We start from the raw sequence: 23215 nt of genomic DNA on the forward strand, positions 1-23215 counted from the left end.
GTTTGTTTCGCTGGTGTTAGGCCACCTGCCGCGATGGTGCGCGCGGGGTGTCAGCCGCGTGGTTCCGCGGCGGACGACTGCGCCACCGAGGCCCGCGCCCGCACGGATCCGGGCGGTGACGGGGCGGCGACGGCGGGGCGAAACACGCCGGACGCATCCGAGGCGACTTCCGGTAACGGCGCTCTCACAAGTCGCAGGCGGCGACCGCGCACCACGGCTGGCGGAATGCCCCGGGTCCCCGGCCGCACAGCCCGGCTGACCGGGACATTCCGGCGTCGCCGGTCCGGGGGCCGCTGGCGTAACCCAGCCGATACGGATCCGGCACGGCGGCGAAACGAACGAGCGGTGGACTGCACCAACGAACCTCCCCCGCCACCACGACAGGAGCACCCCGATGATCACCACCGTCGTCGCCGGCAACCCCAAGCCGGCCTCACGGACGCTCGACGCCGCGACGGTCGTGCTCGAACGCCTCACCGGTCGCGCCCCGGACCACGTCGTCGACGTCATCGACCTCGGCGCCGGTCTGCTCGGCTGGGGCGACACAGCGGTGTCCGACGCCGTCCGGACCGTCGCCGGCTCCGACCTCGTGGTCGTCGCGTCGCCGACGTTCAAGGCCACCTACACCGGCGTGCTCAAGCTGTTCCTCGACCAGTTCGGCACCGGAGACGGGCTCGCCGGCGTCGTCGCGGTGCCGCTCATGCTCGGTGCCGGTCCGGCCCACGCGCTCGCCCCCGAGGTCTTCCTCAAACCGGTGCTGGTCGAACTCGGCGCGACCGTCCCCGCCCCCGCCCTGTACCTGAACGACAAGCAGTACTCGGACCCCGCGTCGACCGACGTCTGGCTCGCCCGCTGGCGGGACGTCGTCCTCGGTGCGACCGTCAGCCACCCGGAAGGAACCGCGTCATGATCAGCCCCTACTCCACCGAGGCCCCTGACCTCTCCGCACTCAAGCAGGCGTTCTCGGGCTTCCCCTGCGGTGTCGCCGCCCTGTCCGCCGTCGTGGACGGTGAACCGACCGTGCTCGTCGCGTCGTCGTTCACCGTCGGGGTCTCGCAGGACCCACCGCTGGTGATGTTCGCCGTGCAGCACACCTCGACCACGTGGCCGGTGCTCCGCGACGCCGGCACGATCGGCGTCTCGATCCTCGGCGAGGGGCACGCACAGGTCACGCGGCAGCTCGCCTCACGCGACAAGTCGGTCCGGTTCGTCGGGGTCGACACGACGGTCTCCGACACGGGAGCGGTCTTCCTGCAGGGGGCCCCGATCTGGCTGGAGTGCTCGGTCGAGCACACGTACCCCGCCGGCGACCACGACATCGTCGTGCTCCGGGTGCTCGGACTCATGTCCGACTTCGCGCACAGCCCGCTGGTCTGGCACCGGTCCGCCTTCGCGACGCTGAGCGCCTGACCGGCGCTGCGTGCCGGACCGGCGCTGCGTGTCGGACCGGCGCTGCGTGCCGGACCGACACCGGGCAACGGACAGGAGGCCCGGATCACGTGAGCTGACCTGCTCACGTGATCCGGGCCTCCCGGTCAGATCGCGGCGTCAGCCGCGCAGCGCCTCCGTCAGCTTCACGCGACTGCCCGTCCGCAGCAGCGCGTTCTCGTAGACGCGGGCGCCCACCAGGACGACCACGACCACCGCGGCGACCACGATCAGGAGCGACAGGATCGGCTCCCACCACTCGGCCGTGCCGAGGAAGATCCGCATCGGCATGCCGATCGGTGCGCTGAACGGCACGTACGACATGATGCCGAGCACCGTCGGGTTGTTGTACGCGACGATGATCAGGATGTACGGGATCATCACGAGCATCATCACCGGCGTGGTGACGCTGCCGACGTCCTCCTGGCGCGACACCAGCACGGCCGCCGCGGCGAACAGCGACGCGATGAGCACGAAGCCGACGGCGAAGAACCCGACGAACCACAGGATGCTCGGGCCGAGCATCGAGAACATGTTGTCCTGCCCGGTCACCGCCAGGGTGACGACCGCGGCGATGGCCACGGCGACGATCTGCGCGAACGCCATCACGCTGTTGCCGAGGACCTTGCCGGCGAGCAGCGCCCTGGCCGAGATCGCGGACATCAGGATCTCGACGACCCTGGTCGACTTCTCCTCGACCACGCTCTGCGCGATCGACTGGCCGAAGGTCACGGCCGAGGCGAAGTACACGACGCCGAACGCGATGGCGATGAGGTAGACGAGTCCGCCGGGCAGCGCGTCCGGGTCGAGCAGTTCGATCCGCGGTGTGACGCTCAGCGCGGAGACGACGTCGGTCGGGGCCTCGTCGAGTCCGACGACCTTGTAGCCGAGCGGGTCGTCGGACGGCACGACCGCCGCGTCGACGTCGCCGTCCCGCACGAGCTGTTCGGCGTCGGCCACGGAACCGGACTTCGTGACGTCGAGTCCGCTCGTGGTGGGCAGGGAGACGCCGTCGACCACGGCGACCGGCGTGGTGTCGTCGGCGGTGGCCTTGCCGACGATCCCGCCGACCACGATGGACGCGACGACCATGCCGATCAGGATGAGGGCGGAGACCACGAAGGCCTTGCTGCGGATGCGTGCCTGGATCTCGCGTGCGGAGACGAGCCGCACGGCCTGCACGAAGGAGTCGTTCATCGGATGACCTCCCGGAAGACCTCGCTGAGCCGCGGGACCCGCGGGGCGAACGACCCGACGGTGCCGTGCTGGACGGCCCGCTGCAGGACGTGTTGGGCGGTGGACGGGTCGGCCTCGAAGACGGCGTAGCCGCCGTCGAAATCGCGGACCGTCACACCGGGCTCGTCGCGGAGCCAGGCGACGTCGCCGTCGACCAGCAGCTCCCAGGCGGCGGGCCCTGCCTGCTTGCGGAGTTCGTCCTGCGGGCCGGCGGCACGGATGGTGCCGCCCGCGATCACGACGACGTCGTCGCAGAGCCGTTCGACGACGTCCAGCTGGTGGCTCGAGAACAGCACCGGGACCCCGCGCGCCGCGGTCTCGCGCAGGACGCCCAGCACCGTGTCGACCGCCATCGGGTCGAGGCCCGAGAACGGCTCGTCGAGCACCAGCACCTCGGGATCGTGGGCGAGGGCCGCGGCGATCTGCACCCGCTGCTGGTTGCCGAGCGACAGCTTCTCGACGGCGTCGTCGGCGTGGCCGGTCAGCTCGAGCCGTTCGAGCAGCTCGGTGGTCCGCGTGGTCGCCGCGCGCTTGTCGACGCCGTGCAACCGGGCCATGTAGGTGATCTGCTCGGCCACCGGCATCTTCGGGTACAGCCCGCGTTCCTCGGGCATGTAGCCGAAGCGGCGGCGGTCGGCGGGCCGGACCACGGTGCCGTCGATCGAGACGGATCCCGCGTCGGCCTGCAGCACACCGAGCATGATGCGCATGGTGGTCGTCTTGCCGGCGCCGTTGCCGCCGACGAACCCGGTGAGGCGGCCGTTGCCGACCGTGAACCCCACGTCGTCGAGCACCCGGCGGTCGCCGAAGTGCTTGGTCACCCCTTCGATGGTGAGCATGTCGTACCCCTCTCGCGACGGCCTGCGCCGCCTGCGTCGACGCTATTGGCCGGGAGGCCCGGGGCGCCTCCGCCGTCCGGCGGGACTCGGGCGGGTGGTCGGCTCCACCGCGCGGGGGAGGGGGCGGGTGGGCGGCGTCGTCCCGTGGTGCCGCGACGTGCCTCCAGGCCGGATGCGTGTGCATGTTCCGACGTTCCACGCGTCGAACGTCTCGTGGAACGTCGGACTTCGCGGCGGCGGCGGCGGCCGGTCGGTCGGCGAGTCGGCCTCGGTCAGCCGGCGACACCGTGCTCGAACGCCCAGACGACGGCCTGGATCCGGTCCCGCAGCGCGAGCTTCTGGAGCACGTTCGACACGTGGGTCTTCACGGTGGCGTCACCGACGTACAGCTCGGCGGCGATCTCGGCGTTGCTGAGCCCCCGGGCGAGCAGCCGGAGCACCTCGGTCTCGCGCTCGGTGAGCCCGGCTGCTGCCAGGGCGGCGGCGTCGGAGCGGTCGGGGGCACGGCCGCTCGCAGCCGGGGCCGCCGTCGCCCGGCTGATCACCCGGCGCGTGACGTCGGGGGCGAGCAGGGCGTCCCCGGCGGCGACGGTCCGGACGGCGTCGATCAGCCGTTCGGGGGAGGCGTTCTTCAGCAGGAAGCCGCTGGCACCCGCCTCGAGCGCCTGGAAGAGCGCGTCGTCGCTGTCGAACGTCGTCAGGATGAGCACCGCCGGCGGGTCCGGCAACGCCGCGATCCGCCGAGCGGCCTCGAGCCCGTCGACGCCGGGCATCTGCACGTCGAGGCACACCACGTCGGGGCGCAGGGTCCGGACGGCCTCGACCGCACGGGCTCCGTCGGGGGCTTCGCCGATCACCCGCAACCCCGGCTCGGACTCCAGGATCACGCGGAACCCGGCGCGCACGAGCTCCTGGTCGTCCGCGAGCACGATCGTCAGGTCGTCGGCAGCCATGCCCGCACCAGGTAGCCTCCCCGGGCGCGTGGCCCGATCTCGATCCGTCCGTCCACCGCGGCGACCCGCTCCCGCATGCCGATGTGCCCGAGGCCGCTGCCCGACGGGTTCCGCGCAGCACGGTCGCCGTGCCCGTCGTCGGTGACCTCGACCTCGACGCCGTCGTCGAGGTACCGGAGCCGGACGTCCGCGCGGGCGGTGGGGCCGGCGTGCTTGAGGACGTTCGTCACGGCCTCCTGCACGATCCGGTACGCCACGGCGGCGACCGTCGGCGGCACGGGACGCTCGTCGCCCACGACCACGTACTCGGTCGGGTGACCGGCGACCCTGGCGGACTCGGCGAGCTCGGCGATGCGTGCGATGCCCTCGGTGCTCGGAGCGTCCCCGACACCATGGTCGCCGGCGCCCGGTTCGTCTGCCGACCGCAGGGTGCCGAGCATCCGCCGGAGCTCCTCCACTGCCGTGCGCGCGCTCTCCTCGACCACGCCGAGCGACGCCGTCGCCTGGTCGGGATCACGGTCGATGACCCGTCGGGCAGCGCCGGCCTGCACGCCCATCAGGGACACGTGGTGGGCGACGACGTCGTGCAGTTCGCGGGCGATCCGGACGCGCTCGATCGTCACGGCCTGGGCGGCGCTGCGCTCCCGTTCGGCCGCGAGCTCCGCGGTGCGTTCGTCGAGCTGGTGCCGGGCAACCGCCGAGGCCCACGCCCGGTTGCCCGCGTACCAGGCGGCACCGAAGTAGATGACGTTGATCACGATGTTCAGCAGCGAGTACGCGATGTACGGCGGGATGAGGGAACCCTCGTCGTTCGGCAGCGCGTTCGGCACCGCCCACCCGAACGAGATCGCGATGAACAGCCACGCGAACATCCCGCCGATGACGACCCACCGGACCGCCTCGGCACGCACCCGGTCGGAGCACCACGCGCCGACCGAGTACAGCGAGATGAACAGGGTGAAGTTGACCAGGAACACCTCGGGCACCTGCAGCAGCTGCGTGGCCGCGAACGCCAGCGCGGACACCACGGCGGCCGACATCGGGAACCGGCGGCGGAACGCGATCGGGACGGCGTTCGCGACGATCATCAGCGCCGAGACCCACCAGGCCGCCTGGTCGTCGCCGTAGGTCCCGGCCGACCCGTACAGGACCGTGGTGACGGCCAGGCCCGCGGCGAGCACGAGCGCGAGCACGGCGTCCTGCCGGTGCTCGCGGCGCCCCACGGGCAGCCGCGACCACTCCGTCGTCGTCCCCATGCAGAGAACGCTAGCGGGTGCCGCCCTCGTCCAGGCCGTCGAGGGCCTCGAGGACCGTTGCGACCTCGGTGCGCGTCGTGTAGTCGACGTGCACGTCCACGAACCGGACCACACCGTGTTCGTCGATGACGAAGACCGAGGGGAACGGGATCGCGGCGGTTCTGTCGGCGTTGCTGTCGGCGACGTCGAACCCGAGCTCCGTGTGGGCTGCTCGAGCCTCCGGGCTCGGTGCCGTGACGACGCCGAACCGACCGGCGAGCACGTTCTCCGGGTCGGACAGGACCGGGAACGCCAGCTCGCCGTTCGCGATCGACAGCTCGGTGCCCTCGGGGGTCTGCGGCGAGACGGCGACGAGGCGTGCCCCGCGTCCCTGCAGTGCGGGGAGCAGCTCCTGCTGGTAGGTGCGGAGCGTGAGGTTGCAGTACGGGCACCAGGCGCCGCGGTAGAACACCAGCACGGTCGGCGTGTCAGAACGCGCGGCGCCCAGCGAGGTGGCGGCGCCCGTCGCGTCCAGCAGCGGAGCATCCGGCGCGTCGTCCCCGACGGCGAGGACGCCGTCGGGGACGCCGTCGGCACGCAGGTCGGCCTGTTCCCGGTCGAACACGGCGCTGAGCTCGGGGCCGATCTGCGCGGTGAAGCCGGCGTTGAACTCGTCGACTCGACGAGCGATGGTGTCGTGGGGCATCGGGTACTCCGTGGTCGTGGGCGGCCGGGTCGCCGTCGGAGGGAGCGTAGGCACGTCCCAGGGTTCGCGGTCCCGTCGCCCGTCACGGAGCGTCACGGAAGCGGGTGGTCGGGGAGTAGCCTCCCGCCAACGAGCAGGGGAGTCACCATGCAGTTCCTCGTCAACGTCTTCGACGACGGGCAGGCCGTCGCCGCCGGTCGGACGGAGTCCGCCACCGAGGCCGAGGCCACTGCGGTCGACGCCCTGAACGAACGCCTGGGTGACGCCGTCGTGTTCGCCGCCGGGGTGTCCGCGCCCGCCGACGGCACCGTCGTCGACGCCCGCGGTGGCGGTTCGGACACCACGCCCGGACTGGTGGCCGACAGCTCCGAGTTCGTCGCGGGGTTCTGGGTCATGGAGCTGCCGGACGCCGAGACCGCGCTCCGTGTGGCGCACGAGGCGTCGCAGGCGTGCAACCGGAAGATCGAGCTGCGTCCGCTCCTGTGACGGCGGCGTCACCGTGCGGAGGGCCTCCGCGCCTGCCGACCGCGGCGGGCATGGCGCTCGCCGCGGTGACGCCCGCCCCGACCAGGAACGTCGCCGCGTAGCCCGCCGTACTGACGAGCGCTCCCGCTGCCGCCGCTCCCACGGCCTGCCCGAGCACGAGCGCGACGAAGAGCATCGACGTCCCGGCCGACGACCGCGCAGCGTCGAGTTCGGTCGTCCAGGCGATCAACGCGCCGGTCGCGGCCGTGTAGCCCCAACCGAACACCGCACACGCCAGCATCGCCAGCGCCGTGGACTGCGGCGCGGTACCGAGTGCGACGACCGCCACCGCCACGGCGCCCGCGGTCAGCGCCCAGAGCGTCCGTGCGCGGAGTCCGCTCGTCCACCGTGCCGTCACGGCGACCGCAGCACCGCCGACCCCGAGCGCGATCCACGCCGACACCGACACCACGACGGGCGCGCCCGCGTCGACCAGCGCGGAGCGGCCGTACGTCCACACGACCGCCGACCCGGCGCCGAAGAGCAGCGCGAGCACGATGACCCGTCGGTGCGCTGCGAACCACGCCGTCCCCGGTGCGGCTGGCCGGTCGCCGCCGGACCCGCTCCGACGGGACACCGCCGACAGCACGATGCCGACGACGAGCGCGGAGACCCCGGACCACGCCCAGGCCGTCCGCCAGTCCGGCAGGAGCACGAGTGCGAGCGCCCCGGCGGCGACCAGCCCCGGACCGGTCCCCGAGTTGACGACCGCCTGCGCCGTTCCCTGCGCGGAACCGGGCACCGCGCGTGACACGAGCTGCACGAGGGCCGGGGAGGCGAGCCCGGCCCCGGTGGAGGCGACCACGGCGGCGATCCCGAAGGGCCACGGCCCCGGCGCCGCTGCCATCGCGAGCGCACCGACCCCGGCGACCGCGGCGGCTGCGGCGACGAGCACCCGGGGGACGCGTGCGGCGACCAGGAACCCGACCACCGCGCCGATGCAGTACATCGCCGAGGCCCCCGAGGAGACCCACCCAGCAGCGTCCGGGCGCAGGCCGAGGTCGCGTTGGACGTCGGGCAGGAAGAGGCCGAACGCCAGGCGTACCAGCCCGTACGTCGCCGCGATCAGGGCCAGCCCGCTGCCGAGGAGCACCCACTGTCGTAACGAAAACGATCGTTTCACTTTTGAGAGCCTAGGGTGCTTGCATGGCGATGCGTCCAGGAACCGAGCAGCGGCTGCTCGACGCGGCCGAGGAGCTCTTCTTCACGCGCGGCATCGCCGCCACCCCGATCGACGCCGTGCTCGACCGCGCCGGGATCTCGAGCGCCACGCTCTACCGCGGCTACGCGAGCAAGGAAGCCCTGGTCGCCGCGGCCCTCGACCGCCGGCACGACGACTGGCTCGCCACGTGGGACCGCGCGGTCGAGGCCGCTCCGGACGATCGTGGGCGCCTGCTCGCGGTGTTCGACGCGCTCGACGACTACCGGTCGACCGCCGCAGGCTCGCGTTGGTGCGCGTTCCTCGGGACCGCTGCCGAGTACGCGGACGCCCCCGCCGAGGTGCACGAGGTGCTCGACCGCGAGACCGGTGCGCTCCGGACCCGGCTGACCGAACGTGCCGCACCCGTCGTCGGCGAGCGCGCCGGCGCCCTGGCCGACCAGCTGCTGCTCGTCGTCTCCGGGTACCTCGCGATGCGTCTGCGCGATCCGTCGGTCGGCACGGCGACGGCGCGCACGGTCGCCGCCGCGCTCGTCGCAGCAGCCTGACCGCTTGTCAGCGCCCCGGGTTCTCCGACGCCACGCTGGGTATCTTGCCCGGTGTGCAGCGACTCTCCTCGACCCTCGTCATGCAGCGCGTGACCTCTGACGGAACGGTGCCCCTCGGATGACCCGTTCGCGTGCGTCGACGATCACCCGTCGGTCGCTGCTGATCGGGGGAGCCGGCATCGTCGCCGCGGGTGCAGCCGCCGAGGCGGTGGACCTCGACCTCCTGCCCGGCCGGTCGACGATGTACCGCGTGCTCGGGCTCAACGGTGCCGACGGCACGATCCCCGACGTCGACCCGGTCCCCTCGGTCTCCGGCACCTTCGTGTCGGCGGCCCGCGCGGGGCGCACGGTCGGCTGGACCATCGCCGCTCCGGAGTCGGACACCCCGCTGCCGGTGGCCGTCGCACTGCACGGCTACGGCGACAACCACGCGGCGTTCTTCGGGCGGGAGCTCGGCTGGGACCGGTTCCTCGCGGCGCACATCGCAGACGGTGGGGCGCCCTTCGCGATCGCCTCGATCGACGGCGGCAACCGGTACTGGCACCACCGCTCGGACGGGGACGACCCTGCGGCGATGGTGGTCGACGAGTTCCTGCCCCGGATCGCACGGCGGGGGTTCGACACCGACCGGCTCGCGCTGACCGGGTACTCGATGGGCGGGTTCGGTGCGCTCCGGCTCGGCGGGGTGCTCGGTGCATCCCGCGTCCGCGCGGTGTCGGCGATCAGCCCGGCGCTCTGGACATCGGCTGCGGACACCGCGCGCGGAGCCTTCGACGACGCGGCCGACTTCCGCGCGAACACCGTCCTCGGTCGGCAGCGCGCGCTGGACGGCATCGCGGTCCGTGTCGACTGCGGCAACGGTGACGGGTTCGCTCCTGCGGCCCACGCCTACGTCGACGGTTTCGCGACGCCGCCCGCCGGGGGCTTCGAGCCCGGCGCCCACACGCACGGCTACTGGCGCCGCCTGGCGCCGCAGCAGGTCGCCTTCCTCGGCCGTCACCTCGGTCGCTGACCCAGCCCGCGCCATGGGCGGTCGCCGAGACGGACGGGAGGCCCGTGGCGGCCCCGCACCGCGCCTCCAGACCGTCGACCGGTCGCGTCCACGGCCCGTGCCGCGAGGCGAGCAGCGCTCAGGCTCGCCCGCGGTTGCGGCGCCGGATCTCCTTCGGCGCCCGACCAGCCATGAAGGACCTCGCAGGATCGACGAGGAAGCCCTGCCGCAGGGCCTCGCGCCCGACGAGCATCCGGAACCCCATCTGGTCGCGGTTGCTCAGGGTGACCTCGGACACGACGGCGCGCCCGGCCAGGGCGATCGTGGTGAGCACGACGATGCGCTCCTGGGTGTGCCCGGTCGAGCTGCGGATGATGCGCCGGTCGTGCACGTCGCACTCGATCGTGACGGCGTCGGCATCGGTGTCCTGCCAGGGGTGCACCGAGAACCGGACCCGGTCGCCGGGCAGTTCCTCGAGGTCGAACGCGTGCAGTGCCGAGCTGCGTGCACCGGTGTCGAGCTTGACCTTGATCCACGGCAGGCCGAGGTCCGGCAGGCCGGCCCACTCGCGCCAGCCGGCGACGACGAGCCCGCCGTCGGGGGACTTCGGAGCACGGGCCATGGCCCCATCTTGTCGTACGCCCGAGAGCGGTGTTCGCGTGCTTGGATGGACCGTCGCCGACGATCCCACCCCGCGGAGAACCCCTCGATGAAACTCGCCATCCTGTCCCGCGCCCCGCAGGCGTACTCGACCCAGCGCCTCCGTGCCGCAGCGCTCGACCGCGGCCACGACGTCAAGGTCCTGAACACCCTGCGCTTCGCGATCGACCTGTCCGGCGACGACCCGGACCTGCTCTACCGCGGCAAGCTCCCGTCCGACTACGACGCAGTGCTGCCCCGGATCGGCAACTCGATCACCTACTACGGCACCGCCGTCGTGCGGCAGTTCGAGCAGATGGACGTGTACACGCCGAACACCGCGAACGGCATCACGAACTCGCGCGACAAGCTCCGGGCGAACCAGATCCTGTCCCGACACGACATCGGCATGCCGGCGACGACCTTCGTGGCCGGCCGCAACGACGTGCGCGGGGCGATCGAACGGGTCGGTGGCGCGCCCGTCGTCATCAAGCTCCTCGAGGGCACGCAGGGCATCGGCGTGATCCTGGCACCGGAGGCGAAGGTCGCCGAGTCGATCGTCGAGACCCTGCACTCCACCAAGCAGAACGTCCTGATCCAGTCGTTCATCTCGGAGAGCCGCGGCCGGGACATCCGTGCGCTCGTCGTCGGCGACCGCGTCGTGGCCGCGATGCGCCGGACGGCGTCCGGCGACGAGTTCCGGTCGAACGTGCACCGCGGCGGCACCGTCGAGAAGGTCACGCTGTCGCCCGAGTACGAGGCCGTGGCCGTGCGCTCGGCGCAGATCATGGGCCTGAAGGTCGCGGGCGTCGACATGCTCGAGGGCAACGACGGGCCGCTGGTGATGGAGGTCAACTCGTCACCGGGACTCGAGGGAGTCGAGCGCGCGACCGGTCTCGACATCGCGGGCGCGATCATCGACTTCATGGCGAACCAGGTCGCGTTCCCGGAGATCGACGTCCGGCAGCGCCTGTCGGTGTCGACGGGGTACGGGGTCGCCGAGCTCCTCGTGCACACGAACGCCGATCTGGTCGGCAAGACCATCAAGGAGTCCGGACTCTGGGACCGCGACATCACGGTGCTCACCCTGCACCGCGGTTCGAACGTCATCCCGAACCCGCGCAGCGGCGTCGCTCTCGAACCCGGCGACCGCCTGCTGTGCTTCGGCAAACTCGAGGAGATGCGCTCCATGATCCCCGAACGCCGGAAGCGTCGGGCGAAGGTGCGGAAGCTTCCCAAGGAGCCGCTCCAGTCGGAGAGCTGACGGACCGGAGGCCCGGCCCGCGTCCCCCGCGAGGGGAGCGCGAGCCGGGCCTTCCGTCTCGGGCCTCGGTTCAGTCGCCGCGCACGTCGCGTTCGCGGCGGCGACGCCCGAGCAGTCGCAGGACGACACCCAGGCCGAGAGCACTCAGCGCTGCGACGAGCCAACCGCCGAGCTCGGCGCAGTGGTCAGGTTCGTTGCCGGCCTTGTCCTCGACCACGATCTCGAGGTCGTGGCTGCCGTCGTTCAAGGGCGAGTCGAGCTCGATGTGCAGTACGTTGCGGCGCGGCGGGTGCGATTCGGCGTATCCGGATCGCACACACAGCCCGGATGGGGAAGTATGTATCGGTGACGATCATGACGGAACGGCCGGTCGACCGGGCAGCGAGCGGTGAACGTGCAGGCAGTGAACGGACGCCGAGCAGCGAACCCGAGCAGCCCGGCAACGCCACGGCGAAGCACCACAACGTCTCCCTGCTGTCCGTGGCGACGACGACGGCCGAACGCGTGACGACCTCTGCGGACATCGAGGCCCGGCTCCGCGGCGTGCTCCGCCGACTCCGTCTGCCGATGGGCCTGCTCGAGCGCGTCGCCGGTGTGATCGAGCGACGCAACTGGGGCGAGGGCCAGACCTTCCAGGACGCCGCCATCGACGCCGGTCGTCGCGCGATGGCCGAGGCGGGTGTGCGTCCCGACGAGATCGGGCTGCTCATCAACACCTCGGTGACCCGTCCGCACCTCGAGCCGTCGGTCGCCGTGCGCCTGCACCACGGGCTCGGCCTGCCGTCGTCGGCGATCAACTTCGACATCGCGAACGCATGCCTGGGCTTCGTCAACGCCATGAGCGTCGCGGCGGGCATGATCGACTCCGGTCAGATCAAGTACGCGCTCGTCGTCGACGGCGAGGACGCCGACCAGGTGCAGCTCAACACCATCGACCGTCTGAACCAGGGCGGACGGAACCGCAAGGACTTCATGAGCGAGTTCGCCAGCCTGACCCTCGGGTCCGGCGCCGCAGCCGCCGTGCTCGGCCCGGCGGACCTGCACCCCGAGGGTCACCGGATCGTCGGCGGCGTCACCCGCGCGGCGACCCAGTGGTACGACCTGTGCGTCGGCAGCGTGGACGGCATGTTCACGGACGCCAAGATGCTGCTCAAGGGCGGCATGGAGCTCGTCGTCGCCGCGTGGACCGAGGCCCGCGCCCACTTCGACTGGGCGAACATGGACCGCTACGTCCTGCACCAGGTCTCCGATGTGCACACCAACGCGTTCGTCGAGGCCATCGGCATCCCGCGAGACAAGGTCCCCACCACGTACCAGCGGTTCGGCAACGTCGGTCCGGCGTCGATCCCGATCACCCTGGCCGACGAGGTCGAGTCCGGCGGCATCCGCCGCGGCGACCGCGTGTTCCTGGGTGGCGTGGGCTCCGGCATCAACACGGCGATGATGGAACTGCACTGGTGAGGTCCCGGCTTCCCCGCGTCGCCGCGAGCACGGCTCCGGCGACGCAGCCGCCCTCCCTGCCCGGTCTCGATCCGGCGTGGTCGCGTCTGGTCACTGTCCCCGCGTGGTCTGCAGAGCGAACGGGAGGAACGGATCGCGCCGCGCGCACCTGGCACCTCCTCGACACGGCCGGGTCCCTGGCCGCGCTCGGCGTGGAACCGGTCGGCACCATCCTGTGCGTGCACGGCAACCCCACGTGGTCGTACCTGTGGCGGTCGGTGCTCCGCACCTCGCTCGAGGTCGCACGGGCCGGTGGCCCGGCCTGGCGCGTGGTCGCCGTCGACCAGCTCGACATGGGCTTCTCGGAGCGCACCGGGGTGGAACGGGGGCTGCCGCAGCGCGTCGCGGACCTCGGAGCACTGACCGACGAACTCGGGCTGACCGGCCCGGTCGTCACCCTCGGCCACGACTGGGGCGGCGTGGTGTCGCTCGGCTGGGCGGTCGACCACCCCGACGTCCTGGCTGCCGTGATGACGTGCAACACCGCCGTGCACCAGCCCGACGACGCCCCGATCCCGGCGCCGCTGCGGCTCGCCCTGGGGCCGGGGCTGCTCGGCCGTGCGACCGTCGTGACGCCGGCGTTCCTCGAGACGACGCTCGGCATCGCGCACCCGAAGCTCGACCGTGCCGTGGCCGACGGCTACCGTGCCCCCTACCGCGGTGCGGCACGTCGTGGCGGTATCGGCGGGTTCGTGGCGGACATCCCCGTCGACGCCCGGCACCGGAGTGCTCCCGAGCTCGACCGGATCGCTGCCGGGGTCGCGGCGCTCGACGTCCCGGCGCTGCTGCTCTGGGGTCCCCGCGACCCGGTGTTCCTGGAGCGCTACCTCGACGACCTGTCCGAGCGGCTGCCACAGGCCGACGTGCACCGGTTCGAGGGGGCCGGCCACCTGCTGCCCGACGACGCCGACGTGGCGGGCGCGGTGTTCGACTGGATCGGCGACCGCCTGCCGGACGGACACGTGCCTGCGTCGGTCACCACGGGCCTCCCGGCCGGAGTGCAGCACACGAGCAGCGTGAGCCGCCCGCTCGGCGCCGCGCTCGAGGACCTGCGCGACAGCGACGAACCCGCCCTGGTCGAGATGGCCGCGGCCGGCGGTCCCCGCACGATCACGTGGCGCCTGCTCGCCCGTCGGGTGGACGAGATCGCCGCCGGGCTGGACGAGCTCGGTGTCCGGAGCGGTGACCGTGTCTCGCTCCTCGTCACGCCGGGAGCCGACCTGACGGCCGTCCTGTACGCCTGCGTGCGGATCGGCGCGGTCGTCGTGGTGGCGGACGCCGGACTCGGTCTGCGTGGCCTGACCCGTGCGGTGCGCGGAGCCCGGCCCGACTGGATCATCGGTGCGCTGCCCGGACTCGGAGCCGCTCGTGCACTCGGCTGGCCGGGGCGGCGCATCGCGACCGTCCCGCTGCCCGCGCCCGCACGGCGTGCACTGCGCGTCGAGCACACGCTCGTCGACGTCGCCCGGCGGGGTGCCCGTCGGCTGGCGCACGGTTCCGTGCTGCCCACGGTGCCGGCGCCCGACGCTCCGGCCGCGATCCTGTTCACCTCCGGGTCGACCGGACCGGCGAAGGGCGTCGTCTACACGCACGGACAGCTCGGTGCCGTCCGCGACGTGCTGGCGGCCCAGTACGACATCGGTGTCGGCACCGGCCTCGTCGCGGGCTTCGCGCCCTTCGCGCTGCTCGGCCCGGCCCTCGGGGCCCGGTCGGTGGCGCCGGACATGGACGTCACCGCGCCCCGCACCCTGACGGCGCGCGCCGTCGCGGCGTCGGTGGCAGCGGCCGACGCGACCGTGGTGTTCCTGTCGCCGGCGGCACTGGCGAACGTCGTGGCGACGGCGTCGGAGTTGACCGACGCCGACCGTGCGGCGCTCGCGCGCGTCCGGTTGTTCCTGTCGGCGGGCGCCCCGGTGTCGGCCGCGTTGCTGACCGCGGCGACCGAGCTGATGCCGAACGCGAGTGCGCACACCCCCTACGGCATGACCGAAGGGCTGCTCATGACCGATGTCGACCTGGACGGCGTCCGGTCGGCAGCGGCCTCGGACGACGAGGGCATCTGCGTCGGGTTCCCGGCGGCGAACGTCCGGGTGCGGATCGCGCCGCTCGACGCCGCGGGTGCTGCGACCGGTGCGCTCACCGACGCGGCGGGCGTCACCGGCGAGATCGTCGTCGCGGCACCGCACGTGCGCGACCGGTACGACCGGCTCTGGCGGACGAACCGCGTCGCGCGCCTCGGTGTCGAGGACCCGCGCGGACACCGCACCGGCGACGTCGGACACCTGGACGCCTCCGGGCGGCTCTGGGTCGAAGGGCGGATGCAGCACGTACTCACCACCCCGCACGGCGTCGTCACCCCGGTCGGACCGGAGCAGCGCATCGAGGGCGTACCCGGGGTCGGCCGTGCCGGCGTCGCGGGGATCGGCCCGCGCGGCACGCAACAGGTCGTGGCCGTCGTCGAGACCACCGGCAGGCGACGAGCCCGACGGCCCGCCCTGGCTCCGCCGGCGTTGGCTGCTTCGGTCCGGGCCGCGGCCGGGGTCCCGCTCGCTGCCGTGCTGACGGTTCCCGTGCTGCCGACCGACATCCGGCACAACTCGAAGGTCGACCGCGCCCGGCTGTCCCGCTGGGCGACCTCGGTGCTGTCCGGTGGACGGATGGCCCGCCCGTGACGGTCCTGGTCACCGGGGCGAGCGGCTTCCTCGGACAGGCGACGGCCGCTGCCGTGCGGGACGCTGGGCACGAGGTCCGCACGTTCCAGCGACGGCCGTCCGGCGTCAACGGCGTGCAGGACGTCGCCGGTTCGATGACCGACGCCGCGGCGGTGGCCCGCGCGGTCGACGGGGTCGACGCCGTGGTGCACCTCGCCGCCAAGGTCTCCCTGGCGGGTGACCCGGCCGACTTCGTCCGCGTGAACGTCGACGGCACCCGAGCGCTCGTCGACGCCGCGCGGCGTGCCGGTGTCCAGCGGTTCGTGTTCGTCTCGTCACCGTCGGTCGCGCACACCGGGTCGTCGCTCGTCGGCGCCGGGGCCGGTGCCGCCGAACCGCAGCATGCGCGCGGCGACTACGCCCGCACGAAGGCCGCGGCCGAACTCCTCGCGCTCGAGGCCGACGCCCCCGGGTTCGCCGTCGTCGCCGTCCGGCCGCACCTGGTGTGGGGCCCGGGGGACACGCAGTTGATCGGCCGCATCGTCGAACGGGCACGGTCCGGGCGACTGCCGTTGCTGGACTCCGGTGCCGCCCTGATCGACACCCTGTACGTCGACAACGCAGCGTCGGCCATGGTCGCGGCGCTCGAGCACGCTGCGGACGACGACGTGCACGGCAACGCCTACGTCGTCACGAACGGCGAGCCCCGGCCCGTCGCGGACCTGCTCGCCGGGATCTGCGCGGCCTCGGGGGTCGCGGCACCGCGGTGGCACGTGCCGGCAGCGGTCGCACGGGCCGCGGGGTCGCTGGTCGAGGCCGTGTGGCGGGTGCGTCCGGGGCAGGACGAGCCGCCGATGACGCGGTTCCTCGCCGAGCAGCTCTCCACGGCGCACTGGTTCGACCAGCGCCGTACCCGTACTGACCTGCAGTGGGGCCCGTCGGTGTCGATCGACGAGGGCCTCGCACGCTTGGCGGCGGCCGCGGCCCGAGTCTCGCGCTGAGCGACAGTTCTCGGACGCTGCGCCCCGAGGAGTGTCGCGCAGCCCGAGTCTCGCGCTCACGCGAACGCGGCTCAGACCTCGTCGGCCGCCACGTAGACCCAGGCCGACAGACCCGAGGTGAGCTCGACCCGGATGCGCTGGTAGTCCGACACCTCGTAGGCGTCGACGGCACGCAGGTGCCACTCGTGGCCCAGGGTCAGGGCCACGCCGTCGACGACGTCGCCCGCTGCGCCCCGGCGGAGGATCGGGTGGCGGTCCGAGCCACTCGCCCGGATGACCTCGGGGTCGGTGATCGTCACCCAGTCGAGTCGCCAGCCGGGCAGCGTGTCCGGGGTGGTGGGGACGTGTTCGCCGAACAGCGACTCCTGCACGAGCGGCTGCCGCAGCGTGCCGTACGAGAACACCCGGTGCGTGGTGCCGGACCACGCTGCGGAGCGACGGATCGGCTTCGGACCGATCGTCGGGGTCGACGTCCACACGAGTGCGCCGGTGACGCCGGTGAGGCCGAGGTGCAGCAGTCCGGCGACGACGAGGAGGATCCCCCAACCGGCGCCGACGGCGATCGCGATGATGCCGACGACGAGACAGACGAGCGCGAACGCGCCGAGACCGATGACCCAGCGCTGGCCGGGGGAGAGACGCTTCACGTCGCGAGGGTAGCGGACGGGAGGCCCGGATCACGTGCGCCGATCGGCGCACGTGATCCGGGCCTCCCGTCCGGACGCGGCGTCAGCCGCAGAACTCCGGCGGTGGCGACTGGTCGACGGTGCTGACCCAGACCGAGTTCGCCCGATCGCCCGAGCCCACGGGTGGGAACCGGAAGCTCACGAACACCCCGTTGACGGTGGTCGTCCAGCCGCCGTAGGGCGAGTCCGACGGCTGGGCGGCGTCGTTGCCCGGCTCCGTGTAGTGCAGGTCCGGGTACGCCGCTCGCAACTCGGTGAGGGTGCTGCCGGTCCCGAGTCCCGCAGCCGTCGTCGGTCCCGCCACCTCGTCGGAGTTCCTCCCGACCATGACGCTCGCGATCGTGCCGTCGTCGCCCTTCACGACGGTCAGTGCCGGGTCGTTGCGGTCGTCGGGGTACCAGAACACGACGTTCGGGTTGAGGCAGCCGTCGCTCGCCGTGTACACGCCGTCCAGGTCGTCCGTCTCGGCGGTGTACTCCCCGCCGAGCGCGATCGGCCCCACCTCGCTGCCGGAGATCGTCCACGTGTCCGGGTCCGACAGCGAGTACGGCGCCCGTTTGGAGGTGGGCGTCGCCGACGGTGTCGACGTCGGCGTCGGCTGTCCGACGACCGGGGCGCCCGACGGCGTCTCGGTCGGCGTCGGTGCCGTGGACGGTGACGCGGTCGGCGAGGGTTCCGCGGTGATCGACGTCGGGATGAGGCCGAGTGCGACCCCACCGCCGGCGGCTCCGAGCAGGAGCACCCCGACGACGCCGATCGCGGTGCCGACTCGACGGCCGTGGCGCTTCGGGCGAGGGGTGGCCTGCTCGAGGACGTTCTGCTTCATCGAGACGAGCATGCGCTGCAGGTCGTCTCCCTCGGGAGGCTCAGTGTTCATCGTGCGTCACCGCCTTCTTGAGTCGTCGGCGGGACCGCGAGACCCGCTGGGTGACCGCTCCGACACTGAGTCCGAGCAGCTGTGCGGCCTCGGCGTAGGAGTACCCCTGCAGCAGGCACAGCTCGCAGATGCGGCGATCGGTCTCCGGCAGCGCGGCGATCTCGCTCCGGACCCACCGGAGCTGCTCGGAAGCATCGGTGGTGTCGGCGGGGGCGGCGAGGTCGAAGGGCAGTTCGTCGCCGGCGTGCTTCGCGTTGCGCCGACCGAGGTTCTTCGCGTGGTTGCGGCACACGACCAGCAGCCACGGCAGGAGCGTGCCGGTGGGGAGCTGGAGGCCGTCGGCGCGTTGCCAGAGCGTCAGGAACGTGTCCTGGACCAGCTCCTCGACGTCCTGCTTGCTGCCCGCGATCGCCCACGCGTACCGGGTGAGCGTGGGCGCGAACCGGTCGAACGCGGTCGCGAGTGCTGCTCTGTCCCCCGAGGCGAGGCGCCGTGCGAGGCCGGCGTCGTCATCTGCGGTGTTGTCCACGGTGCTCCCTTCACTACGACAATGTCGTGAAGAGGCCGAACATGACACGGATCACGACACGATGCGTCCGTGTCGTGATCCGATGGTGATGCGGGAGGTGTCAGCCGTGCCGCTTGGCGGCCTTGGCGATCTTCTTGCCCAGCTTCTTGCGGGCCTTGCGAGCGTGCGGGTCGTTCCAGGCCTTGCGGACGGTCTCGCTCTTGGACGTCTTGATCACCGGACGGTTGGCGCGGGAGCCGAACCAGAACCCGACGAGGACGATCAGGCCGATGACGATGATGCGGTTGCGCATGGTGGGACTCCTTGGTCGATGGTGCAGGTGCTGTCGGATCAGCCGGTGAAGCGTTGCCAGAGCTCGGTGACGATCGGCCACACGTCGCCGGCGCGGTCGGCGGACCCGACGGCCACCAGCACCACGGGCACGATCGTGACGGCGATGCTCACCAGGACGGCGAGCACGACCGAGATCGTCGCCGTCGTGGTGTGTCGACGGGTGAGCGCCAGCGCGAGGAGTGCCAGCACGACGACCAGCCCGAGGACCGCGACGACCGTGACCCGCACGAACGGGAACGGCACGAGGCCCGCGGTCGTGGCGGTGACACCGCCGAGGAACCCGACCAGGGGCAGGAACGCCCCGAGCAGGACCCCGGCGACCAGGACCACGCCGATGCCACCGGCGATCCACACGCCGCGCGGCCGGGGCCGCCGGGTGCGGGGCCGACGGCCCCCGGACCAGGCGGTGGTCACGGTCGGTCCGCGGTCGGGACGATCGGCTGGTCGCCGTCGCGGGCTGCTGCCCGCGCTGCCTCGCTCGCGTCGGCTGCGGCGTCGGCGGCGTCCTGCGCGGCGTCCTCGGCCGAGTCGGCGGCACGCACGGCGGCGTCGGCAGCCGTCTCGGAGACCACGACGGGGGTCGCAGTGTCCTCGTCGGCGACGGCCGCACGTGCGCGGCCGGCGGCGTCGCGCGCGGTGTCGGCGGCGTCCCGTGCGCCCTCGGATGCACGGTCGAGCGCATCGGACGCGGCTTCGTGCACGCGGCCGGCGGTGGCGGTCGTCGCGTCCACGGCCTGTTCCGCGGCGTCCGCGGTGACGTCGGCGGCACGCTTCGTGGCGTCCGCGGCCTGGTCGGCGGCCTGCTTCGTGGCCTCGGCGGTGGCCGAGGCAGCACGCTCGGCAGTGTCGACCGTCGCTTCGGCGGCACGCTTGGTGGCGTCCGCAGTGACCTCGGCCGCCTGCTTCGTGACGTCGGCAGTGGCGTCCGCAGCGCGCTTCGTCGCCTCGGCGGCCTGGTCGGCTGCCTGCTTCGTGGCGTCGACGGTCGCCGTCGCCACGCGCTTGGTGGTCTCGCTCGTCGCCTTGGCGGCGTCCTGCACGGCATCACCGACAGCGGTGGCCGCACGCTCGACGGGCGAGGGCTCGTCGTCGAACGGTCCGTGTACGTCCAGCACGCGGACGTCCACGGTCGTCGGCACGGAGGCGACCTGGCCGGCTGCTGCGGCGACCTGTCGCTTCACCTCGTCGGCGACCTCGCGGACGTTCCGTGGGTAGGTCACGATCACGGAGACCTGCACCGCGAAGGTGCCGTCCTCGTCGTCGACCTGCACGCCTGCGGTCCCGGCGGAGCGGCCGAGCCGCTTCCGCAGTTCGTCGGCGGCTCGGGACACGGTCCCGCCGAGGTGGTGCACGCCGGGCACGCCGAGCGCCGTCTCCGCCGCGGTGCGCGCGATGAGCATCGCGGGGGTCGCGTCGTCGGGCAGCGGCTCCGTCAGTTCTGCGGGCAGGGCCACCTCGGTGACCTGCGTGTGCGCATGGGGGTCGTGCTGCATGGTTCCTCCTCGTTCGGGTCCGCGGAACGCATCGGGGCACTCGACGTCGCGAGTGCCCCGACACGCATCGAGCGTCCTAGTTCTTGAAGACGTCCTTGACGTCCTCGCCGGTCTTCTTGACGCTCGCAGCGGCCTGGTCCTTCTGGCCCTCGGCGACCTTGGAGTCGTCGTTCTGGGCCTTGCCCACGGCCTCCTTCGCCTTGCCGGCGAGGTCCTGGGCAGCGTTCTTGATCTTGTCGTCGAGTCCCATGACGGGTCCTTTCATCGGTCGGGCGTTCGCCCGGTGGTGGGTGTTGCGAGGGTCTTCGGCGGGCCGGGAGGCCCGGGGTTGCGTCCGCCTGACGGGTGTCAGTGGACGCGGGTCGACTTCGCGAGCGCCGAACGGGTGCCACCGGTGAGATGGACCAGGACGGGCACCTGGCGGCCGAGCGTGCGGTCGAGGACCGCGACGGCGCGGTCGACGGCGTCGAGCACCGAGACGGCGTCCCCGCCGCGGCGGACCGCGACGCGGATGCGCGCGGCGCGCTGCTTGCGCACCAGGTAGGTGTCGACGCGCGAGCCGACGACGTCGCGGACACCGGCGAGCTCGTGCTCGACGACGTCGCGGACGAGTGCGACGTTCACCGTGACGGCGTCCTCACCCGAGCGCTCGCGGACGGCGACGGACGTGCCGCCCCCGCCGCGGCTGAACGCCCAGACCAGGGCGAGCACGATCACGACGGCGCAGGCGGCGGCGACGATCCAGAGCGAGGACGCGGGGACGTCCAGGTTGCTCGGCAGGTCGACGTACGGCTTGATCGCGTCCTGCACGGCGGGCAGGACGCCCGCGCCGATCGTGAGGCCGACGACGACGGCGACGAGGCCGAGGACGAAGAGGATGATCCGGTTCATGGTCCGGTTGCTCTTGGTCATGCGAGGGTCCCCTTCTCGTCGATGCGGACGCGGACGTTGTGGCCGAACCGTTCGTCGAGGCCGCTCAGGCGGTCACGGACGGCTGCCTGCACGGCCTGCTCGTCGACCGGGATGCCGGTGACGGGCACGATCCGGACGTCGGTACGCCGACCGCGGGCGGTGGCCGAGGCGTTGCCCTCGGGAACCCCTGCTGCCGTGCCGGCGGCGTTGGCCGCCGTCGAGGCGACGATGCGGGTGTCGATGACGACGGCGCCGCGGTCGTGCTGGACGACGGAACGGTGCTGGCGACCCGGCTTCAGGGCCAGGACGATCAGCACGACGCCCAGGACCACGAGCACGACGGCGATGACCTCGGCGATCGTGACGAACGCGGCGTCGGGCTGCAGCGCGGCATCGACGGCGGTCTGCGGGTCGGCGAGGAGCGGAGGCCGCCCGATCGCCCGCAGGACCGACTCCGTGCCGATCCACGCGGCGACCAGTGCGAGGACCACCAGCGCCACCGCCACTGCGGTCGAGCGGGAGCGGTGCACGCTCCGACGACGGATGCGTCGTTCGACGGAACCGTTGCTCATGATGGTCTCCTACCGGGTTCGGGACTCGCGCTCGCGCACGATCCCGGTGAGTTCGATGTGGGCACTGCCGACGCGGCGGCCGGTGAGTTCGCTCACGCGGCGCTTGACCTCGTCGGCGACCTGGGCCGAACGGGCGACGAGGTCGTCGCCCGCGGCGATGGGGCCGGTGACGTCGAGGGCCATCGCTCCGGCCGCGTCTCCGAGACCGACCCTGACCCGCTTGGCGGGGGCGCCGAGCCGTTCGGCTGCGACGGCCCGCGCCAGCGAGGTCAGTGCACGAGCGGTGATCTCGACGCGGCCCGGGACGACGTCCGGGCCGGCGTTCACCGGGAGCTCCGGCGCCCGGTGAGCACGTCGGTCAGGGCGCCACGGTCGATCTTGCCGGTGGCGAGGGCAGCCACGAGGGCACCGATCGCACCGAAGACGATGACCAGGACGAAGCCCCAGAACCCGAATTGCAGTGCGACGACTGCGAGGACGGCACCGATGAGGGCACCGATCAGTGTGTTGCTCATGCGACTCGCGCTTCCTTCTTCTCGTCGTTCTCGTTGTCGTCGTCGTCGCCCGGGATGAAGACGTCCTGGACGGTCACGTTGACCTCGGCGACCTCCATGCCGACGATCTGCTCGAGGGCACGTGCGACGCTGCTGCGGACGCCGTCGGCGACCTGCTGGAGCGACACGGGGTACTCGGCGACGATGACGATGTCCGCGGCGACCTGCTTCTCGCCGACCTCGACCTTGACGCCCTGACCGAAGTCGCGCTGGCCGATCGCGTCGCGGATCGCACCGATCGCGCGGGCTGCGCCGCCACCGAGCGAGTGCACGCCGTTGACCTCGCGGGCGGCGATGCCGGCGACCTTCGACACGACGGTGTCGTCGATGACGGTCTTGCCGGTGACGCCGCTGTTCGAGCCGGCGTGCGAGGTGGTCCGGGCCGCGGCGGTGGTGGCCGGGGTGGTGGTGATGGAGTCAGCCATGGTTCGTTCCTTCCGATTGACCCGCCGGGCGTTCCCAGCGGTTGCTGTTCACGGATGAGACGGGCTGCACCAGAGATTCGTCACACATGACTTTCCGGATTCGGCAGAAGTCCAGGAATCCGCGGGAACACGGGGGTGTGGCTGTACCCCTGGTCGTTC

The 23215-nt window shown here is 72.5% G+C and carries 29 protein-coding genes; 9 read left to right on the plus strand and 20 right to left on the minus strand.

What is annotated here, in order from left to right; genetic code table 11:
• Window positions 1-394: 394 nt before the first annotated feature.
• Together ABH929_RS15055 and ABH929_RS15060 are read left to right on the plus strand one after the other, a co-directional pair.
• Complete coding sequence (locus ABH929_RS15055; RefSeq protein ID WP_404561786.1) at window positions 395-910, plus strand: NADPH-dependent FMN reductase; 516 nt, start codon at window positions 395-397, stop codon at window positions 908-910.
• A complete protein-coding gene (locus tag ABH929_RS15060) occupies window positions 907-1410 on the plus strand; it encodes a flavin reductase family protein (RefSeq protein WP_404561787.1) in 504 nt (167 codons plus the stop codon). Before ABH929_RS15055 ends, ABH929_RS15060 begins: the two co-directional genes overlap by 4 nt.
• 138 nt (window positions 1411-1548) lie before the next feature.
• Here ABH929_RS15060 and ABH929_RS15065 read toward each other — a convergent pair whose 3' ends face one another.
• The 5 genes from ABH929_RS15065 to ABH929_RS15085 form a co-directional block, all read right to left on the minus strand.
• On the minus strand, window positions 1549-2625 hold the full coding sequence (locus ABH929_RS15065) for an ABC transporter permease (protein WP_404561788.1): 1077 nt from the start codon (window positions 2623-2625) through the stop codon (window positions 1549-1551).
• Entirely contained in the window at window positions 2622-3503 is an 882-nt protein-coding gene (locus ABH929_RS15070) for an ABC transporter ATP-binding protein (protein ID WP_404561789.1), read from the minus strand. The genes ABH929_RS15065 and ABH929_RS15070 overlap by 4 nt, the downstream gene beginning before the upstream one ends.
• Before the next feature lie 272 nt (window positions 3504-3775).
• Entirely contained in the window at window positions 3776-4456 is a 681-nt protein-coding gene (locus ABH929_RS15075; protein WP_263091388.1) for a response regulator transcription factor, read from the minus strand.
• Window positions 4438-5712, minus strand: a complete 1275-nt coding sequence (locus ABH929_RS15080; RefSeq protein ID WP_263091387.1) for a sensor histidine kinase — start codon at window positions 5710-5712, stop codon at window positions 4438-4440. The genes ABH929_RS15075 and ABH929_RS15080 overlap by 19 nt, the downstream gene beginning before the upstream one ends.
• 10 nt (window positions 5713-5722) lie before the next feature.
• Window positions 5723-6397 (minus strand): peroxiredoxin-like family protein, encoded by a 675-nt coding sequence (locus ABH929_RS15085; RefSeq protein ID WP_123673682.1) that lies wholly within the window; start codon window positions 6395-6397, stop codon window positions 5723-5725.
• 147 nt (window positions 6398-6544) lie between these two features.
• Between ABH929_RS15085 and ABH929_RS15090 the strand changes: the two genes are divergently transcribed.
• Entirely contained in the window at window positions 6545-6883 is a 339-nt protein-coding gene (locus ABH929_RS15090) for a YciI family protein (RefSeq protein ID WP_404561790.1), read from the plus strand.
• On the opposite strand, the gene ABH929_RS15095 is transcribed toward ABH929_RS15090, so the two are convergent.
• Entirely contained in the window at window positions 6789-8015 is a 1227-nt protein-coding gene (locus ABH929_RS15095) for an MFS transporter (protein WP_404561791.1), read from the minus strand. The two genes, ABH929_RS15090 and ABH929_RS15095, sit on opposite strands and share 95 nt — an antisense overlap.
• A gap of 53 nt (window positions 8016-8068) precedes the next feature.
• Between ABH929_RS15095 and ABH929_RS15100 the strand changes: the two genes are divergently transcribed.
• Window positions 8069-8629 (plus strand): TetR/AcrR family transcriptional regulator, encoded by a 561-nt coding sequence (locus ABH929_RS15100; protein ID WP_123341169.1) that lies wholly within the window; start codon window positions 8069-8071, stop codon window positions 8627-8629.
• Between the two features lie 118 nt (window positions 8630-8747).
• Complete coding sequence (locus ABH929_RS15105; protein ID WP_404561792.1) at window positions 8748-9641, plus strand: alpha/beta hydrolase; 894 nt, start codon at window positions 8748-8750, stop codon at window positions 9639-9641.
• Between the two features lie 118 nt (window positions 9642-9759).
• Here ABH929_RS15105 and ABH929_RS15110 read toward each other — a convergent pair whose 3' ends face one another.
• A complete protein-coding gene (locus ABH929_RS15110) occupies window positions 9760-10242 on the minus strand; it encodes a RimK/LysX family protein (RefSeq protein WP_205463076.1) in 483 nt (160 codons plus the stop codon).
• An 87-nt stretch (window positions 10243-10329) separates the two neighbouring features.
• Here ABH929_RS15110 and ABH929_RS15115 point away from each other — a divergent pair, with 87 nt between their 5' ends.
• Window positions 10330-11523 (plus strand): RimK family alpha-L-glutamate ligase, encoded by a 1194-nt coding sequence (locus ABH929_RS15115; protein WP_404561793.1) that lies wholly within the window; start codon window positions 10330-10332, stop codon window positions 11521-11523.
• A 70-nt stretch (window positions 11524-11593) separates the two neighbouring features.
• On the opposite strand, the gene ABH929_RS15120 is transcribed toward ABH929_RS15115, so the two are convergent.
• On the minus strand, window positions 11594-11839 hold the full coding sequence (locus ABH929_RS15120; RefSeq protein ID WP_404561794.1) for a hypothetical protein: 246 nt from the start codon (window positions 11837-11839) through the stop codon (window positions 11594-11596).
• 38 nt (window positions 11840-11877) lie between these two features.
• Here ABH929_RS15120 and ABH929_RS15125 point away from each other — a divergent pair, with 38 nt between their 5' ends.
• Genes ABH929_RS15125 through ABH929_RS15135 form a run of 3 tightly spaced genes read left to right on the plus strand, consistent with a single transcriptional unit; the run spans window position 11878 to window position 16675 of the window.
• The gene (locus tag ABH929_RS15125) at window positions 11878-12984 is read left to right on the plus strand and encodes a 3-oxoacyl-ACP synthase III (protein ID WP_404561871.1); all 1107 of its coding nucleotides are present in this window, start codon (window positions 11878-11880) and stop codon (window positions 12982-12984) included.
• Window positions 12981-15695 (plus strand): alpha/beta fold hydrolase, encoded by a 2715-nt coding sequence (locus ABH929_RS15130; protein WP_404561795.1) that lies wholly within the window; start codon window positions 12981-12983, stop codon window positions 15693-15695. The genes ABH929_RS15125 and ABH929_RS15130 overlap by 4 nt, the downstream gene beginning before the upstream one ends.
• On the plus strand, window positions 15692-16675 hold the full coding sequence (locus ABH929_RS15135) for an NAD-dependent epimerase/dehydratase family protein (RefSeq protein WP_404561796.1): 984 nt from the start codon (window positions 15692-15694) through the stop codon (window positions 16673-16675). Before ABH929_RS15130 ends, ABH929_RS15135 begins: the two co-directional genes overlap by 4 nt.
• 71 nt (window positions 16676-16746) lie before the next feature.
• Here the strand turns inward: ABH929_RS15135 and ABH929_RS15140 are convergent, their stop codons facing one another.
• From ABH929_RS15140 to ABH929_RS15195, 12 genes are all read right to left on the minus strand, one after another.
• A complete protein-coding gene (locus ABH929_RS15140) occupies window positions 16747-17322 on the minus strand; it encodes a gamma-glutamylcyclotransferase family protein (RefSeq protein ID WP_404561797.1) in 576 nt (191 codons plus the stop codon).
• Between the two features lie 82 nt (window positions 17323-17404).
• Window positions 17405-18238, minus strand: a complete 834-nt coding sequence (locus tag ABH929_RS15145; RefSeq protein WP_404561798.1) for a hypothetical protein — start codon at window positions 18236-18238, stop codon at window positions 17405-17407.
• A complete protein-coding gene (locus ABH929_RS15150) occupies window positions 18228-18767 on the minus strand; it encodes an RNA polymerase sigma factor (RefSeq protein ID WP_263091375.1) in 540 nt (179 codons plus the stop codon). Before ABH929_RS15150 ends, ABH929_RS15145 begins: the two co-directional genes overlap by 11 nt.
• Before the next feature lie 100 nt (window positions 18768-18867).
• Window positions 18868-19059 (minus strand): hypothetical protein, encoded by a 192-nt coding sequence (locus ABH929_RS15155; RefSeq protein WP_205463070.1) that lies wholly within the window; start codon window positions 19057-19059, stop codon window positions 18868-18870.
• Window positions 19060-19097: 38 nt separating this feature from the next.
• Window positions 19098-19514: an MFS transporter permease gene (locus tag ABH929_RS15160; RefSeq protein WP_263091373.1), complete on the minus strand. Its 417-nt coding sequence runs from the start codon at window positions 19512-19514 to the stop codon at window positions 19098-19100.
• Complete coding sequence (locus ABH929_RS15165) at window positions 19511-20593, minus strand: Asp23/Gls24 family envelope stress response protein (RefSeq protein WP_404561799.1); 1083 nt, start codon at window positions 20591-20593, stop codon at window positions 19511-19513. Before ABH929_RS15165 ends, ABH929_RS15160 begins: the two co-directional genes overlap by 4 nt.
• A gap of 76 nt (window positions 20594-20669) precedes the next feature.
• The gene (locus tag ABH929_RS15170) at window positions 20670-20843 is read right to left on the minus strand and encodes a CsbD family protein (protein WP_205463067.1); all 174 of its coding nucleotides are present in this window, start codon (window positions 20841-20843) and stop codon (window positions 20670-20672) included.
• A 98-nt stretch (window positions 20844-20941) separates the two neighbouring features.
• On the minus strand, window positions 20942-21505 hold the full coding sequence (locus tag ABH929_RS15175) for a hypothetical protein (protein ID WP_404561800.1): 564 nt from the start codon (window positions 21503-21505) through the stop codon (window positions 20942-20944).
• The gene (locus ABH929_RS15180; RefSeq protein WP_205463065.1) at window positions 21502-22077 is read right to left on the minus strand and encodes a DUF6286 domain-containing protein; all 576 of its coding nucleotides are present in this window, start codon (window positions 22075-22077) and stop codon (window positions 21502-21504) included. The genes ABH929_RS15175 and ABH929_RS15180 overlap by 4 nt, the downstream gene beginning before the upstream one ends.
• A 9-nt stretch (window positions 22078-22086) precedes the next feature.
• Window positions 22087-22404 (minus strand): hypothetical protein, encoded by a 318-nt coding sequence (locus tag ABH929_RS15185; RefSeq protein ID WP_123291765.1) that lies wholly within the window; start codon window positions 22402-22404, stop codon window positions 22087-22089.
• Window positions 22401-22592 carry a DUF2273 domain-containing protein gene (locus ABH929_RS15190; protein WP_123291766.1) on the minus strand — a complete coding sequence of 64 codons (192 nt, stop codon included), beginning with the start codon at window positions 22590-22592 and terminating at the stop codon, window positions 22401-22403. Before ABH929_RS15190 ends, ABH929_RS15185 begins: the two co-directional genes overlap by 4 nt.
• A complete protein-coding gene (locus tag ABH929_RS15195) occupies window positions 22589-23056 on the minus strand; it encodes an Asp23/Gls24 family envelope stress response protein (protein ID WP_205463064.1) in 468 nt (155 codons plus the stop codon). Before ABH929_RS15195 ends, ABH929_RS15190 begins: the two co-directional genes overlap by 4 nt.
• Window positions 23057-23215 lie beyond the last annotated feature (159 nt).

The sequence above is a fragment of the Curtobacterium sp. AB7 genome (assembly GCF_044909335.1).
Lineage (GTDB): Bacteria > Actinomycetota > Actinomycetes > Actinomycetales > Microbacteriaceae > Curtobacterium.

Coding starts and splice junctions, on each gene's coding strand:
- ABH929_RS15085 (WP_123673682.1), bottom strand. CDS start 6,397: ATGCCCCACGACACCATCGCTCGTCGAGTCGACGAGTTCAACGCCGGC.
- ABH929_RS15125 (WP_404561871.1), top strand. CDS start 11,878: ATGACGGAACGGCCGGTCGACCGGGCAGCGAGCGGTGAACGTGCAGGC.
- ABH929_RS15170 (WP_205463067.1), bottom strand. CDS start 20,843: ATGGGACTCGACGACAAGATCAAGAACGCTGCCCAGGACCTCGCCGGC.
- ABH929_RS15100 (WP_123341169.1), top strand. CDS start 8,069: ATGGCGATGCGTCCAGGAACCGAGCAGCGGCTGCTCGACGCGGCCGAG.
- ABH929_RS15195 (WP_205463064.1), bottom strand. CDS start 23,056: ATGGCTGACTCCATCACCACCACCCCGGCCACCACCGCCGCGGCCCGG.
- ABH929_RS15180 (WP_205463065.1), bottom strand. CDS start 22,077: ATGAGCAACGGTTCCGTCGAACGACGCATCCGTCGTCGGAGCGTGCAC.
- ABH929_RS15165 (WP_404561799.1), bottom strand. CDS start 20,593: ATGCAGCACGACCCCCATGCGCACACGCAGGTCACCGAGGTGGCCCTG.
- ABH929_RS15060 (WP_404561787.1), top strand. CDS start 907: ATGATCAGCCCCTACTCCACCGAGGCCCCTGACCTCTCCGCACTCAAG.
- ABH929_RS15110 (WP_205463076.1), bottom strand. CDS start 10,242: ATGGCCCGTGCTCCGAAGTCCCCCGACGGCGGGCTCGTCGTCGCCGGC.
- ABH929_RS15055 (WP_404561786.1), top strand. CDS start 395: ATGATCACCACCGTCGTCGCCGGCAACCCCAAGCCGGCCTCACGGACG.
- ABH929_RS15065 (WP_404561788.1), bottom strand. CDS start 2,625: ATGAACGACTCCTTCGTGCAGGCCGTGCGGCTCGTCTCCGCACGCGAG.
- ABH929_RS15190 (WP_123291766.1), bottom strand. CDS start 22,592: ATGAGCAACACACTGATCGGTGCCCTCATCGGTGCCGTCCTCGCAGTC.
- ABH929_RS15155 (WP_205463070.1), bottom strand. CDS start 19,059: ATGCGCAACCGCATCATCGTCATCGGCCTGATCGTCCTCGTCGGGTTC.
- ABH929_RS15105 (WP_404561792.1), top strand. CDS start 8,748: ATGACCCGTTCGCGTGCGTCGACGATCACCCGTCGGTCGCTGCTGATC.
- ABH929_RS15115 (WP_404561793.1), top strand. CDS start 10,330: ATGAAACTCGCCATCCTGTCCCGCGCCCCGCAGGCGTACTCGACCCAG.
- ABH929_RS15145 (WP_404561798.1), bottom strand. CDS start 18,238: ATGAACACTGAGCCTCCCGAGGGAGACGACCTGCAGCGCATGCTCGTC.
- ABH929_RS15075 (WP_263091388.1), bottom strand. CDS start 4,456: ATGGCTGCCGACGACCTGACGATCGTGCTCGCGGACGACCAGGAGCTC.
- ABH929_RS15090 (WP_404561790.1), top strand. CDS start 6,545: ATGCAGTTCCTCGTCAACGTCTTCGACGACGGGCAGGCCGTCGCCGCC.
- ABH929_RS15175 (WP_404561800.1), bottom strand. CDS start 21,505: ATGACCAAGAGCAACCGGACCATGAACCGGATCATCCTCTTCGTCCTC.
- ABH929_RS15070 (WP_404561789.1), bottom strand. CDS start 3,503: ATGCTCACCATCGAAGGGGTGACCAAGCACTTCGGCGACCGCCGGGTG.
- ABH929_RS15080 (WP_263091387.1), bottom strand. CDS start 5,712: ATGGGGACGACGACGGAGTGGTCGCGGCTGCCCGTGGGGCGCCGCGAG.